The 14,067-nt window shown below is 60.6% G+C and carries 13 protein-coding genes; 11 read left to right on the plus strand and 2 right to left on the minus strand.

What is annotated here, in order from left to right:
* Positions 1–56 precede the first annotated feature (56 nt).
* Entirely contained in the window at positions 57–887 is an 831-nt protein-coding gene (locus RBB76_RS02245) for a hypothetical protein (protein WP_429633057.1), read from the minus strand.
* 70 nt (positions 888–957) lie between these two features.
* Here RBB76_RS02245 and RBB76_RS02250 point away from each other — a divergent pair, with 70 nt between their 5' ends.
* From RBB76_RS02250 to ftsY, 11 genes are all read left to right on the plus strand, one after another.
* Positions 958–1,197: a DNA gyrase inhibitor YacG gene (locus tag RBB76_RS02250; protein WP_429633055.1), complete on the plus strand. Its 240-nt coding sequence runs from the start codon at positions 958–960 to the stop codon at positions 1,195–1,197.
* Positions 1,197–1,706 carry a phosphatidylglycerophosphatase A family protein gene (locus RBB76_RS02255; protein WP_429633053.1) on the plus strand — a complete coding sequence of 170 codons (510 nt, stop codon included), beginning with the start codon at positions 1,197–1,199 and terminating at the stop codon, positions 1,704–1,706. Before RBB76_RS02250 ends, RBB76_RS02255 begins: the two co-directional genes overlap by 1 nt.
* Before the next feature lie 62 nt (positions 1,707–1,768).
* Complete coding sequence (locus tag RBB76_RS02260; RefSeq protein ID WP_433963506.1) at positions 1,769–2,842, plus strand: gluconolaconase; 1,074 nt, start codon at positions 1,769–1,771, stop codon at positions 2,840–2,842.
* Between the two features lie 192 nt (positions 2,843–3,034).
* Positions 3,035–4,846 carry an ATP-binding protein gene (locus tag RBB76_RS02265; RefSeq protein ID WP_429633046.1) on the plus strand — a complete coding sequence of 604 codons (1,812 nt, stop codon included), beginning with the start codon at positions 3,035–3,037 and terminating at the stop codon, positions 4,844–4,846.
* Positions 4,847–4,896: 50 nt separating this feature from the next.
* Entirely contained in the window at positions 4,897–5,328 is a 432-nt protein-coding gene (locus RBB76_RS02270; protein ID WP_429633044.1) for a cupin domain-containing protein, read from the plus strand.
* 103 nt (positions 5,329–5,431) lie between these two features.
* Complete coding sequence (locus tag RBB76_RS02275) at positions 5,432–6,703, plus strand: competence/damage-inducible protein A (RefSeq protein WP_429633042.1); 1,272 nt, start codon at positions 5,432–5,434, stop codon at positions 6,701–6,703.
* Between the two features lie 56 nt (positions 6,704–6,759).
* Positions 6,760–7,371, plus strand: a complete 612-nt coding sequence (plsY, locus tag RBB76_RS02280; protein ID WP_429633040.1) for a glycerol-3-phosphate 1-O-acyltransferase PlsY — start codon at positions 6,760–6,762, stop codon at positions 7,369–7,371.
* A complete protein-coding gene (locus RBB76_RS02285) occupies positions 7,368–8,360 on the plus strand; it encodes an NAD(P)H-dependent glycerol-3-phosphate dehydrogenase (RefSeq protein WP_429633038.1) in 993 nt (330 codons plus the stop codon). Before plsY ends, RBB76_RS02285 begins: the two co-directional genes overlap by 4 nt.
* A gap of 60 nt (positions 8,361–8,420) precedes the next feature.
* Positions 8,421–8,636, plus strand: a complete 216-nt coding sequence (locus RBB76_RS02290; protein ID WP_429633036.1) for a hypothetical protein — start codon at positions 8,421–8,423, stop codon at positions 8,634–8,636.
* Between the two features lie 176 nt (positions 8,637–8,812).
* Positions 8,813–9,742, plus strand: coding sequence for a ketopantoate reductase family protein (locus RBB76_RS02295; protein ID WP_429633035.1), 930 nt, complete (start codon positions 8,813–8,815; stop codon positions 9,740–9,742).
* Positions 9,743–9,901: 159 nt separating this feature from the next.
* On the plus strand, positions 9,902–10,906 hold the full coding sequence (gene ftsY / locus RBB76_RS02300) for a signal recognition particle-docking protein FtsY (protein WP_429633033.1): 1,005 nt from the start codon (positions 9,902–9,904) through the stop codon (positions 10,904–10,906).
* Between the two features lie 105 nt (positions 10,907–11,011).
* On the opposite strand, the gene RBB76_RS02305 is transcribed toward ftsY, so the two are convergent.
* A complete protein-coding gene (locus tag RBB76_RS02305; protein ID WP_429633031.1) occupies positions 11,012–13,798 on the minus strand; it encodes a beta-glucosidase in 2,787 nt (928 codons plus the stop codon).
* Positions 13,799–14,067 lie beyond the last annotated feature (269 nt).

A 14,067-nucleotide genomic window follows, 5' to 3' on the forward strand; every position in this document is an offset into this window, starting at 1 on the left:
TCACGAGGTCACGACTACGACGTAGTGGCCCGCATCCTCGAATAGAGATCGTAAGCCTACTGGGGAGCGACGACCTCAAGGAGCAGATTGTCCCCATCGCGCATCTCAAGCTTCTTGCCGCCGCTTCGGGTCAATGTGATCACTCCTCCAGACGAGTTCAAAGAGGTATCGCGCTCAAAGCCATACAGCCCCGTTGCCGTCGTTGAAAAAACTCCCATGGCACGCGGCGGCGAAGCTCCTACTGGCAAGGTATAAACGCCATAGTAGTCCGCCCGCCCAACCGTGCGCGTCCCACGCCCGACGACATCGCCTACCCAGCCCGACCGGGCTACCTGATCGCCGCCCACCTGCGTCGTTGTCCAACTCGCCTCGCTCGCATTGCCCCGATCCGCGCCGCCCTGAACCGGTAGAAACGTCTCACCCACCTGCACGAAGTTAGCTATGGCAATCGCTCGAGTACCCACCGCAACCGTCTGCTTGCGATAGCGCAGCGTGGTGAACTCGATCGACAAGACCGCTGGCGACGCGGCCGTGCCATCTCCCGCAACCGATGCGACGACCTTGCCCTCTAACTCGGCACCACGATTAAGATAAGTTGTGGTTGTCACTGGAACTCGTTGCGTCGTCTTCACAACAAACGTCAGGCCCAAGCGCGTTTTCCCAGCACGTAACGTCCGTCCCAAACGCACCGGCAGAGTCACCCCAGCCGGCAACGGTTCGAGTTTCGCCACAGAAACGCTTCGTTGTTCCTCTTTCGCAGTGTTTGAAGTGACTGGAGCGTTCTGAGCGACACTCGAAGCCCCTCCACAAGAGAGCAGACTGGCAATGAGAAGAACGCCTGTCCACCTCGAGGACGAGCCTGCACGCTGATCGACCGTTCTGGACATCAGGTTTCTCCTGCCCCTTACTCTATGAGATACGCCGTTCTTGCGACGAAAGAGTTAAAATAAGTCTGTCATGTCGAACAAATCCGCACCTTCCAAAATCAAGACCCTCCGCTGCCCCACCTGCCGCAACATCGTCCTCGCCACGGGCGAAGACTTCCCCTTCTGCTCCGATCGCTGCCGCCGTATCGACCTCGGCAAATGGGCCAGCGGCGATTACAAGATATCCTCGCCCATCCAGGATCCCGATCTCCTTGAAGAACTCGCTCGCTCGAACAAACACAATCGCCAGAACGACGACGACGTGAACTAGTGGCGAACTCCAACGTCCAGATTCATCCCCCTGCAGAAAAAAAGACGCTTTGGGCGTGGCTCATCGGTACCTTCTTCGGAGCGGGTCTGCTGAAGCCCGGCCCCGGCACCTACGGCAGCATCGCTGCAGTCCTCCTCTGGTACGCCACCGCTCACATCCTGCACCCAGCTCCCTTTGCACTCGCCGTCGGCACCACGATCGCAGCAATCTTCGCCACACTCATCGGCATCCCCGCCGCCACCATCGTCGCCAACGAGTCAGGCCGCGAAGATCCCGGCCACGTCGTCATCGATGAGGTCGCCGGCCAACTCATCGCGCTCATCGCCATCCCCGCCGATTGGCAGCACGCCGCAATTTCACTCCTGCTCTTCCGGTTCTTCGACATCCTCAAGCCGCCTCCAGTCCGCCAACTCGAACGCCTCCACGGCGGCACCGGCATTATGCTCGATGACGTAGGAGCTGGCATCTACGCACTCGCCATCGCGCAACTGATTCATCTGCGCTTCTAGCGCCTTCCCCGCAGGCGACAGTTGCGCTCCCCACCGCAGCCGTCTACGCTAGCTTCAGGACCATGACCACACTCCGCTCGCTTCTCACGCCCGACAAACCCGACGCACCAGCGCCGCATCTCGACCGCGTCACGCCTCTCGCGGCCATGCCCGGCGGGGAGTTCGACGTCCACGGCGCGCACCTCGAACCTCGCGGCACCTTCATTCCCCGAGCAACCATCGGCGACATCTCCGCTCCGTTGCTCCTCAGCCGCCCAACCCGTGCGACCGTCCGCGTTCCTGAAGGCACCATCTCCGGCGACCTGATCCTGCATCGCAACGGGCAGTCCAGCAACCCGCTCAACGTGCGGATCGCGGTGCCGATGGCAGAGAATCTTCATCCCGTCGCCAACCCGGCGGTCGATGCCGACGGCAACGTCTATGCCACCGTCTCCGGCGCCCGCGGCCAGTCCGTGGCGGTCTCCGTATTCCAAATCCAGCGCGACTTCCAGATGCGTCCTTTTGTCCGCGATGTGATGAACGTCACCGGCCTCGCCTTCGGACCCGACGGCTACCTCTACGCCAGCTCCCGCGCCGAGGGCACCGTCTACCGCATCTCCCCCGACGGCGCCGCCTCCACCTACGCCGAGGGCATGGGCATCGCCACCGGCATCGCCTTCGACCGCGACGGCAACCTCTACGTCGGGGACCGCTCCGGCACCATCTTCAAGATCAGCCGCGCAAACGTCGACGGCACCAGCGGCGAAATCTTCGTCTACGCGACGCTTGAACCCAGCATCGCCGCCTACCACCTTGCCTTCAACGACGCCGGAACCCTCTTCGTCACCGGCCCCACCACCTCTTCCAATCAGGTCATTCATGCGATCGACCGCGACGGCAATGCGACGGTCTTCTATCAGGGACTTGGCCGTGCGCAGGGCATCGCCTTCGATGTCGACGACAACCTCTACGTCGCCGCCAGCCTCCACGGCCAGCGCGGCATCATCCGCATCGACCGCCATCATCAGGCGACGCTCGTCGTCTCCGGCAGCAACCTGGTAGGCCTCGCCTTCCTTGAAGACGGCAACGCAGCACTCGCCACCCGCGATGCCCTCTACCACGTCGCCCTGGACATCGAAGGCCGACTCCTCATATAGATATGTCGTGCAACCGACCAAAGCTGAAAATTTTGTTTCGATTGTCAAGTCCTATGCAAGTTGAGTCCTATGCAATCTGGACCCGATCTCCGTCGCCAGATTGCCAGTGCATTACGTAATATCTAAAGCAGCCGGAACGCATTGCGCTTAAACTGATCTGGATGTGCATGCCTCACGTGTGAGGAAATTATTTTGGAATCGCGGCTTTACAACAGGCTCTTATTTAGGCTCCTCGCTCTACCCGTTGCAGCACTTGCCTTCCTCGCTCTGATCCTTGGATACGGTCTGCAACGTGTCGAAGAAAGCGCAAGCGCTGTCGACCGTGCGGACGTCGTTCTTCTTCACGCAAACCGGCTCAGCAAATTGATCCTCGATGAAGAGACCGGCCTGCGAGGATTTCTCCTCACCCGCAACCCGGTCTTTCTGGAGCCTCTCCACTCCGCAGATCTACAAATCGAACCCGAGTTCGATACCCTCTTCAAACTTGTTCACCGTTCCGATCAGGTCGAACGGTTGCGTCACCTTCAGCAAAGCCACAAGCAATGGGAGCTGGAGGCTTACCACGAGATCGACGCCTTTCCTCAGGAGACAGCGACGCTCGAGCAGCATCTTCTCCAGCGCAAGCAGGATATGGACCTTCTCCGCGCTCAGATGGATGAGTTCGAGAATATTGTGACCGGCCGACGCGCCCAACGATCTGCCGAAAATATTCTCGTCAACCGGAACGCACGAATTATCCTCGTCCTCGCCGTCGCACTCATTGCAGGTCTACTCGCATGGGAGACACGGAGAATCTTCCGCATCCTCACCTCCGCATTCAACCAGCAGATCAGAGAGATCAAGCAACGCATCGACGAATCCTACGCGAGAGAGCAGTGGTTGAACACCACGATTCGAAGCATCGGAGACGCCGTCATCGCCTGCGACGCCGACGGCAACATCGTCTTCATGAACCTCATCGCCGAGAAGCTCACCGGCTGGCAGGAAAGCGAGGCACACGCTCGTTCCCTGCACGAGGTCTTCCCTATCTTCAACGAAGACACGCGTGCGCCCGTTGAAAATCCCGTCGATAAGGTGCGACGCCTCGGCACCATCGTCGGCCTGGCCAACCACACCTTCCTCGTCTCCAAGAACGGCACTGAAATCTGCATCGACGACAGCGGCGCGCCCATCCGCGACAGCTCAGGCACAATGATCGGCGTCGTTCTTGTCTTCCGCGACATCACCGAACGCCGCATGTCCGAGGGTGCGCTCATGCGTGCTGAAAAGCTTGCCGCCGCCGGTCGTCTCGCCGCCTCAGTCGCCCACGAGGTCAACAATCCTCTCGAGGGGCTCACCAACCTCGTCTACATCGCCCGCCGATCTGAGGAGCTCGACGAGATTCGCCATCTTCTTTTCCAGGCTGAAAATGAGCTCAGCCGCATTGCTCATATCACCCGGCAGTCACTTGGCTTCTACCGCGAAACCTCGATCGCCACGCACTTCAGTCCTGCCGCAGTCGTCCGTGAAGTCAGCGACTTCTACGCCGGCCGTGCCGCAAGTCTTGGCGTCACCCTTCTCGTCAATACCAACACCGAGCGCGAGGTCCTGGGTGCCGCAGGAGAGCTTCGTCAGGTCCTCTCCAATCTCCTCGCCAACGGTCTCGACGCCTGCTCAAAGGGGGACACGATCCGCCTCGAGGCAAACTCCGCCACCGATCCACGCGATCCCACGCGGCTCGGCGTGCGCATCTCCGTTGCCGACACTGGCTTTGGCATCGCTCCCGAGCATATCGGCAGCATCTTCGAGCCCTTCTTCACGACGAAGAAAGATACTGGCACCGGCCTAGGCCTATGGGTCTCCCGCGAACTCGTCGAAAAGCACGGCGGCAGGCTCCGCGTCCGCTCCCGCAATCTGCCAAAGTGCGGTACCGTCTTCTCCATCTTCCTGCCCATCCAGGGAGGCGCGGGCACGCTGGCAAAACTCAACGGACACCAGACGCAGAACAATCTCACCGCAAGTTAAATCCTCGCTGCTTCAGGCGGTCCTGCATCATCTAATTGGCAGAGGTACTTATGCTCAAGGACGATGCTTCCTCCGCCAACACCGGCGTCTTCAATCTTCACAAGATCGCCGAGTCTTTTCCAGACACCGCCAGCACCATGCTGATCGACACGCGCCTGACCGACGAACGTCACGCCAGCTCCCGAGTCTTTCGTATCTACCATCCAGTTCCGGCGCACTATCACGCCACCTGCGACGAATATCTCGTCGTACTCTCTGGCCGCGCAACATTTTTCCTCGGCGAAGCTCCGCCCTTCGAAGCTGGTCCCGGACAACTCATCTTCTTCAAGCAGGGCACCATCCACGGCACTCCCGGGATTCTCGAAGAGCCCTTCGTCGTCCTCGCCGTAGACACTCCACGCCGCGATCCCGCCGACATTCACTTCGTCAATCCCGCCGACGGAACCCCCGATACCTTCATCCAAAGCAAACGCCTTTATTGAGCCTTGTTCAGTTTCTAAGCGACCGAGCTTCTACGAACAGTCCCGCAACGCATATCATCATCACAAAAGCCATTCACACGGCGTAGAAAGCTCACCATCCCCCATGATCGCTGAAATCATCGCTGTCGGCTCCGAGATGCTCACGCCCTTCCGCCAAGACACCAACTCCCTCTACCTCACCGACGGCCTCAACGACCTCGGCGTACAAGTTGCCTTCAAGTCCATCGTCGGCGACAACTTCGCGCATCTCACCAGTGCCGCCTCCATCGCCATCGCCCGAGCCGACATCGTCATCTTCTCCGGCGGCCTGGGACCCACAGAAGACGATCTCACCCGCGAAGCCGCCGCCGCTGCGCTCAACCTCAAGCTCACCTCCAACCCTGCCGTTCTCGCCGACCTCTACAAGCGCTTCGCCGCGCGCCAGATGGTCATGCCCCCCAACAACGCCAAGCAAGCCGACGTGATCGACGGCGCCACCATCCTCAACAACACTAACGGCAGCGCTCCCGGCCAGCTTCTCGACACGACCATCATCGACGCCGCCGGCAAGCACATCCGCAAGATCGTCATCCTCCTTCCCGGGCCGCCCAGGGAGCTGAAGCCTCTCTTCGACGCCGAGGTCAAGCCGCGCCTCGCCGCTGCTTTGCCTCCGCGCCACCTCGCCAAACGGCTCCTTCGCATGGCCCTTATTCCCGAGTCGCACGTCGACGCGAGAACCGCCCCCATCTACTCGCAATACTCCGACGTCGAGACCACCATCCTCGCCGGCGGAGGAGAGATCCAGCTTCACTTCCTCTGCGCAAAGTCCACCCTCGCCGAAGCCCAACAACGCGTCGACGAGCTCACCGAAAAGATCGAAGCCGAGATGGAGGACTCCATCTTCTCCTCCCACGGCGAATCTCTCGAAGAGGTCGTCCTGCTCAACCTCGGCCTCCGTGACCTCACACTCGCCACCGCCGAAAGCTGCACCGGCGGCCTCCTCGCGCAGCGCCTCACCGCGATCCCCGGCAGCTCGCGTTATTTTCTAGGCGGTGCCGTCGTCTATAGCGACGCCCTCAAAACCATCTTCGCCGACGTCCCCCCCGAACTCGTCGCAACCAAGGGTCCCGTCTCCCCCGAAGTAGCACGCGCTCTTGCCGAAGGCATCCGCACACGCACCGGAGCCTCGCTCGGAATCTCGATCACATGCATCGCCGGCCCCGGCCCCGGCGCTTCCGGCCCCGATGCTGAGAAACCCATCGGCCTCGTCTACGTCGCGCTCGCTGACGGTCAAACCACCCAGGTCAAAGAGCTCACCCTCCGCGGCGACCGCGAGATGATCCGCCTGTGGGCAAGCCAGCACGCCCTCGAACTGATACGTCACCACATCCTCTAGCAGAAACCAACCCAAGCCATCGCCCCGCCGCACTTGCTAAACTCATTCGGACGACAATGAACCCCTGGCTCCTCTCCATTCCGCTTGCCTATCTTCTTGGCTCCATCCCTTTCGGCTATCTCCTGGTAAAAATCTTTCGCAACGAAGACATCCGCGCCACTGGCAGCGGCAACATCGGCGCCACCAACGTAGCCCGTAGCGGAGCCAAAGGCCTCGGCATCGCCACTCTGCTTCTCGACGTCGGCAAGTCCTTCCTCGCCGTCAAGATCGCCCAGCATCTTGCCCCCGGCGACTGGGACCTCGCCGTCGTCGTCGCAGTCGCAGCCATCCTCGGACACGTCTTCCCCGTCTGGCTCCGCTTCCGTGGCGGCAAAGGCGTCGCCAGCGCCCTCGGCGTCATCCTCGCGCTCAGTCCTGCAGCGGCAGCCTGCACCTTCGGCATCTTCCTCGTCGTGGTCCTACTCACCCGCTACGTCTCCCTCGCGTCGATGATCGGCTCAGCAACCTTCCCCCTCTTCGGGCTCTACTTCATCCCCCACCGATCCCCGATCGTCATCGACGGCCTGCTCTTCATTCCCCTTCTGGTCATCATCAAGCACCGCGAAAACATCCGCCGCCTTGTCGCCGGCACCGAGAGCCGCTTCGGCAAGAAAAAGGCGGAAGCATGAGCCGCATCGCCATCCTGGGCGCCGGCGCCTGGGGCACTGCCCTCGCTCTCTCCCTCGCCCGTCGCGGCGGACACGAGCTCCTCCTCTGGTCTCACTCTCAAGCGCTCGCCGAGCGGCTCAACGAAGCGGGCGAAAATACCCGCTACCTACCCGGCTTCACCCTGCCCGTAGATATCCACGTCACCTCAGACCTACCGCGCGCCATCTTCGAAGCCGACATCCTCCTCTGCGTCACGCCATCGCAACATCTGCGCGGCGTCCTCACACATATCGCCCCGCTGCTCACGCGAAACCAGATCATTCTCAGCGCCAGTAAAGGCATCGAAGAGACCAGCTTTCTCCGCATGTCGCAGGTCGTCGCCTCCATCGCCGGCAATCCCTTCGCGGTTCTCAGCGGCCCCTCCTTCGCGCAGGAAGTTGCCGCGGGTATGCCCACCGCCGTCGTCGTCGCCTCAACCGTTCCGGGAGTGGCCCAAACCATCCAGCGTGACTTCACCTCCTCCAGCCTTCGCGTCTACACCAACGAGGACGTCCCCGGCGTCGAACTCGGCGGTTCGCTTAAAAACGTCATCGCTCTCGCCGCCGGTGTCGCGAATGGCCTCAACCTCGGCCACAACTCCTCCGCCGCTCTCATCACGCGCGGCATCGCCGAGATGACCCGCCTCGCCGTAGCCTGCGGTGGCCGCCGCCAAACCCTCGGCGGCCTCTCCGGCGCCGGCGACCTCATCCTCACCTGCACCGGCTCTCTCTCGCGCAACCGCACCGTCGGCATCGAACTGGGCCGCGGCCGTCAGCTCCCCGAGATCATCGCCAGCCTGAATGGCAAGGTTGCTGAAGGTGTCGGCAGCACCGCCGCTGCACTCGGCCTCGCCGCACGCTACGCCGTCGAGATGCCCATCACCGAGCAGATGGATGCCATCCTCCACCACAACAAAAATCCGAAAGAGGCCATCCGCGAACTAATGGCCCGCCCCGGACGCGACGAATAAGTCCGCAGTTTTTTCACCGCGCGCAAGCAATCAGGCCGCTTTACGCCTAAGCTGGTACGCATGCATAATCACGAGCACGAACACGGGCACATTCCTCCGCCGGACCTCCCGCAACACAAGACGTATATGGGATTTCGTCCTCATATCTTCATCGGAGGCCTCGTCCTCATCGCGATCCTCTTCCTGTATCTCCTCCTCCTCGTGCGCCCTTCCGTCTGGCCATCATCCGCCCAACCCACTCCGTCATCCACCCCCGCCCCTGCACCGGCAAACTGACCCGCACGACAGCAGGATTTGCAATCGGTGCGCAATCCAATCGTCCTGCTCTGCATCCAAAGAAACATGACCGGTCCGGCCTGTTCAAACAGCGATCGACGCCTGACGAACGAACCCGATAACTGCTCTTTCTCTCCCGTCACAATTTCCCAAATGAAACAGCACGAAGGAGCAAGATGAAGATTCTTGTGGTTGGTGCCGGCGCAGTAGGCGGTTACTTCGGAGCGCGTCTCGCGCAGGCAGGCCGCGATGTCACCTTTCTCGTCAGACCAGCTCGCGCCCAGCAGCTCAACCATGACGGTCTCCGCATCATCAGCCCCCACGGCGACCTCACGCTCAAACCCAAGACCATCACGAGCACCGAGATCACCGGCCCCTACGACATCATCTTCCTCAGCGTCAAAGCGCAGGCCCTCGACCAGGCCATCAAAGACATGGCCCCCGCCGTCGGCCCCGAGACGATGATCTATACCGCACTGAACGGCATCCGTCACATAGGCACACTCGTGCACAGCTTCGGCGAGCAAGCCGTCCTCGGTGGAGTCACCTTTGTCTCCACCGATCTCGACGAACAAGGCCGCATCGTTCAACTCACACCCATGGACAAGGTCATCTACGGCGAACGCAGCGGAGAGATTACCCCTCGCATTCGCTCTCTCGACCAAACCCTGAGCAACGCCGGCTTCGAGACCGAACTCTCCACCAACATCACCCAGGCCATGTGGGACAAGTGGGTGACGATCGCCTCCTTCGGTCTCATGACCTGTCTGCTGGGCGGTCCCATTGGCGAAATTAACGCGGTCTCCGACGGCAAACAAACCGCCCTCCAGGCCATAGACGAATGCGCCGCGATCGCGAAGGCGTGCGGCTTCCCTACCCCGCTGCCTCATCTCGAAATTGTCCGCAAACTAGCCTCCGAGAAAGACTCAAAGTTCACCTCGTCGATGTACCGTGATCTCCAAAAAGGTGCACCCGTCGAAGTCGACACCATACTCGGCGACCTGCTCGACCACGGACACGCCCACCAGATCGAAGCTCCTCTGCTGCAAGCCTGCTGCGTCCGCCTCCGCGTCTATCAAAACTCAATCAAGTCCAACAAATCCTGACAGACACAAACATCAAGAGCCCGTACTTTGCAAACTCCAACTTCGTCATAATCGTTCTAGATAAGCCGCCCCCATAAAGTCAACACCGTGAAGCATCAAAACAGCCTGCACGTTGGCCTCCCCGCCTCATCGGCCCGAGATTGCTAAACTAAGAACAGCATGGCTTTCTCCCTCTTCGGCAAACGCGATAAACCCGAGCAGCAACCCGACCAGCCAACCATCGTGGCCGATGTAGAGCCGCAGGAGCCAAAACGCGGCTTCTTCGACCGCATGAAGCAGGCGGTCACACGCACCCGCGAGAGCTTCTCCGAGTCCATCAGCTCCGTCATCGCGCTCACCCGCGAAGTCGACGAGACGACCCTCGTCGGCCTGGAGCCCATCCTCCTCGCCGCCGACCTCGGCGCCCCCACCACCGCCCTCGTCATGGAAAACCTACGCCAGCGCGCCCTTCGCGTAGGCATTCAGGGCGGCGACGACCTCAAGCGGCTACTCAAAGCCGAGCTCAAGCAGGTCCTCGACAACGTAGCCCGCCCCATCACCCATCCCTCCACGCCGCCCGAGGTCATCATGATGGTCGGGGTCAACGGCACCGGCAAGACCACAACCACCGGCAAGCTCGCCGCCCATTTCACGGCGCAGGGCCGCACCGTTCTCCTCTGCGCCGCCGACACCTTCCGTGCCGCCGCCATCGAGCAGCTCGAAGTCTGGGCACAACGCTCCGACGTCCAGATCATCAAGACCAAGCAAGGCGGCGACCCCTCAGCCGCGCTCTACGACGCCTGCGCCGCCGCCAAGGCCCGCGGCACCCAGGTCCTCATCGTCGACACCGCCGGCCGCCTCCACACGAAAACAGACCTCATGAAGGAGCTCGACAAGATGCGCCGCACCGCAGAAAAATTAGTCCCCGGCGCACCGCATCAGACCCTCCTCGTCATGGACGCCACCACCGGACAGAACGGCCTCACCCAGGCTCGCCTCTTCACTGAAGCCGCTCACGTTACCGGCATCGTCCTCACCAAGCTCGACGGCACCGCAAAGGGCGGCATCGTCCTGGCCATCGCAACGGAGCTCAAGCTCCCCGTCATCTACGCCGGCATCGGCGAAAAACTCGAAGACATCATCCCCTTCGACAGCGGCAGCTTCGTCGACTCCCTCCTCGACTGAAGCGATAAGAGTAAACAAGTCACGAAGTGACCGCCCCACGCGAAGTGGGCCCGTCCGGCAGGATAGAGCATCATCCCGACAAACACGCCCCTAGTTACGCGAAGACTACTTCTCCGCAGTCAGCTTCAGATCACGCGACGACGAGCCCACCCGCACCCGCCTCGCATCCGACCGAACCCACTTCTTCTCCGCCACCGACCAATACTCCAGCGCCCGCGGAGCCACATGCATCACGACATCCTTGCTCTCGCCCGGCGCCAGAGTCACGCGATCGAACGCAGCCAGCGTCTTCGGCGCAAACTGCACCCCCGTCGGCTGCTTCTCCGGAGCGTCCAAATAAACCTGTGGCACCTCATCCCCGGCAACGCTACCGGTATTCTTCACCCGCACCGAAACATCCAGTCCGTGATCAGAAGCCTTCGCAACCTTCAGATCCGAGTACGCAAACGTCGTATACGAGAGCCCAAATCCAAACGGAAACAGCGGTTCAATCTTCTCTTTATCGAACCACCGATACCCAACATCCACGCCTTCCGAGTAAGTCGTCTTCCCATCCACACCCTTGGCCGACCGCTCCGGATGCGCCGGGTCATTCGCCGCATAGTCGGTCAACTGCTTCGCCCAGGTAAACGGCAGCCTTCCCGCCGGATTGACCTTGCCCAGCAGAACATCCGCCGTCGCCCATCCGCCTTCATCGCCCGTCCACCACATCTGCACCACGCCCTTCACCTTACCCAACCACGGCATCGCGACTGGCTGGCTCACGTTCATCACCACAATCGTGTTCGGGTTCACCGCAGCAACCTCTTCCACGAGCTTGTCCTGCTCGCCCGGCAACGCAAAATCCGGCTTGCCTCGCGTCCAAACAAACACCACCGCCGTATGTGCCTTCTTCGCCGCATCGATGGCCGCCTTGTGGTTGCTCTCCCGCTGCTCCGGCGTCATCCAGTTCAACCGAATCTGCTCCGGAGCCTTCGACGTATCGTCGCTTGCCATCACCGTGATCGAGTGCGGCCCCGCAGTCAACTGCACCGCGCGTCTCACATTATCCAGCCCATCGACCGTCGGGAATCCATTGTCCTGCGTAGCGTATTGAATATCGCCATGCACCGTCCCCTTCGCCGCACCTGTCTGCCCGATGCGCTTGCCATCGATCATCAGCCTGGCGCGAGCACCCAATGCCTGGAGATAGAGCCAGTACTCCCCTTCGCTCGGCACCGTCAGCGTTCCCTTCCACGTCACCGTGCCACTCGCAGGAAGCGACTTGCCATTGCTATGCGTAAAGTCCAGCTGCGCATCCACCTTCTCCCGGCCCGAACTCTCCGTCCGCAGCAGTCCCGGCGTTCCATCGTGCGAAAACGCCGATGCAGGTACAGGCACTCCCGTCATATCGTCATCCACCGCAAACGAGATGTTGGCCGAAGGAGCGCCCTTCTTCAGCGCCTCTAACGGTCCAATCTGCCTATCGGTCAACCCAGGACTCCGCTCGCCAAACGTCCCAATCGCCGCAATCTGCAACGCTCCCGGCCCAATCAACGCCAGCGACTGCAGATCATCATTCTTCAACGGAAGCGCATGCTCATTCTTCAGCAGCACCGCCGCATCCTCCGCCGTCTTCCGAATCACAGCTGCGTTCTCTTCGATAGCCTGCGGCGTCACATCATGCTTCTGCTTGCCATCCAGATACCCAAAGCGATCGATCTCGTACAACACTCGCCGCGCCGCAGCGGTAATCGTAGCCTCGGTGATGGTACCGTTCTTCAACGCCTCCCGCATCGTCGTCTTATCGTTATCGCGCGGGAAACCACCGAGGTCCAGCCCGTTTCCCTTCGGCTCCTCTGGAATCGGACCACCCAGAATCCCCGCCAGCTCCTCCGGATCGAGCGCCTTATTCGAAGGTGGCTCCGGCGGCGCAGTCACAAAATAGTTGTTGATGAATGCCTTAAAGGGACTGTCCGCCTCTGCAGCACCGGGCATCTCCATATCCAGCCCTTCGTTGAGGAACAGGACGCTGTGCACCCCACCCCAATCCGAGGTCACAAACCCTCTGAACCCCATTTCATCCTTCAGGATCGTCTTCAACGTATCGCTGTTGCCGCACGCAAACGGCCCATTGATGCGGTTATACGAGCACATCACCGAGGAGGTGCCAGCCTTGATCGCCTCTGCAAACGGTGCAGCATAAACCTCGTGCAGCGTCTGCTGATCGATGAAGATGTTGTACGAGTTCGAGTCATACCCCACATAGTGCTTCGTCTGCGCCATCACACCTTGACCCTGCGCCCCACGAATCTCGGCAGCGCCCATCACTCCCGTCAAAAACGGGTCTTCGCCAAACGTGTTGTAAGCGCGGGCAAATGTAATATCCCGATCGATATTTACAAACGGCTGCAACACCACATCAATGCCAAGCGCCCGCGCCTCGCGGCCAATCACCACACCATTCGCCTCCGCATCCTTCGTACTAAACGTCGCGGCAACACCCATCGTCGCCGTCTCGGCCTGCCCCGCAATCCGCGTCAACAATCCCGGCGGCCCATCAGCCATACGCAGCGAAGGCACATGCAGCCTCGGAACTCCCGGCAGATATCCAGCCTGCCCCTGATAAACAGAAGGATCCTCAAGCCCACCGCGAATCAAGTCCATCTTCTCTTCCAGCGTCATCTGCTTCAGCAACCGGTCCACCCGGGCCTCATCAGCCTTTTCTGCTGGAACCGCCTGTCCCCACGACGCCACACTGAAAACGCTCAATGCACCCAGACAAAAAACGACTGCGAGATACTTACTCTTCCTCAACGACATAGCCGACGATCCCTTTTCTTCCGCATAGAAATGCTGGTCTTTTGATCTTTCTTCGTTGATTAGAAGAGAGCCCTCCATCAGAGCCCTCACGAAACTCTCATTCGGCTGCGACGCAGGCCGACAGTCCTCGCTCAACAGGATGTTCAACTACATAGCAAAACGCTTTTTTCAAGTTCGAGGATTGTAGCCCAGACGACGTAAAACTGACTCATTCAACTATTTAGCCGCCCGCGAGAGTACCCGCGCATCGCAGCTTCAAGATTTCAGCATTCCGTGGACGCTCGAAATCGTGTCAAGCCCCATGCACATCAAAACCCGCGCCAGACAAGGAGATTCGCGTGGCGTATCAGTTATGCCCA

This window comes from Tunturiibacter psychrotolerans (assembly GCF_051013365.1).
GTDB classification, from domain to species: Bacteria; Acidobacteriota; Terriglobia; order Terriglobales; family Acidobacteriaceae; genus Edaphobacter; species Edaphobacter psychrotolerans_A.

Bases quoted from the DNA above. Each gene is read 5' to 3' on its own strand.
- RBB76_RS02270 (WP_429633044.1), top strand. From the start codon at position 4,897: ATGCTCAAGGACGATGCTTCCTCCGCCAACACCGGCGTCTTCAATCTT.
- RBB76_RS02290 (WP_429633036.1), top strand. From the start codon at position 8,421: ATGCATAATCACGAGCACGAACACGGGCACATTCCTCCGCCGGACCTC.
- RBB76_RS02260 (WP_433963506.1), top strand. From the start codon at position 1,769: ATGACCACACTCCGCTCGCTTCTCACGCCCGACAAACCCGACGCACCA.
- ftsY (WP_429633033.1), top strand. From the start codon at position 9,902: ATGGCTTTCTCCCTCTTCGGCAAACGCGATAAACCCGAGCAGCAACCC.
- RBB76_RS02250 (WP_429633055.1), top strand. From the start codon at position 958: ATGTCGAACAAATCCGCACCTTCCAAAATCAAGACCCTCCGCTGCCCC.
- RBB76_RS02245 (WP_429633057.1), bottom strand. From the start codon at position 887: ATGTCCAGAACGGTCGATCAGCGTGCAGGCTCGTCCTCGAGGTGGACA.
- plsY (WP_429633040.1), top strand. From the start codon at position 6,760: ATGAACCCCTGGCTCCTCTCCATTCCGCTTGCCTATCTTCTTGGCTCC.
- RBB76_RS02285 (WP_429633038.1), top strand. From the start codon at position 7,368: ATGAGCCGCATCGCCATCCTGGGCGCCGGCGCCTGGGGCACTGCCCTC.
- RBB76_RS02275 (WP_429633042.1), top strand. From the start codon at position 5,432: ATGATCGCTGAAATCATCGCTGTCGGCTCCGAGATGCTCACGCCCTTC.
- RBB76_RS02295 (WP_429633035.1), top strand. From the start codon at position 8,813: ATGAAGATTCTTGTGGTTGGTGCCGGCGCAGTAGGCGGTTACTTCGGA.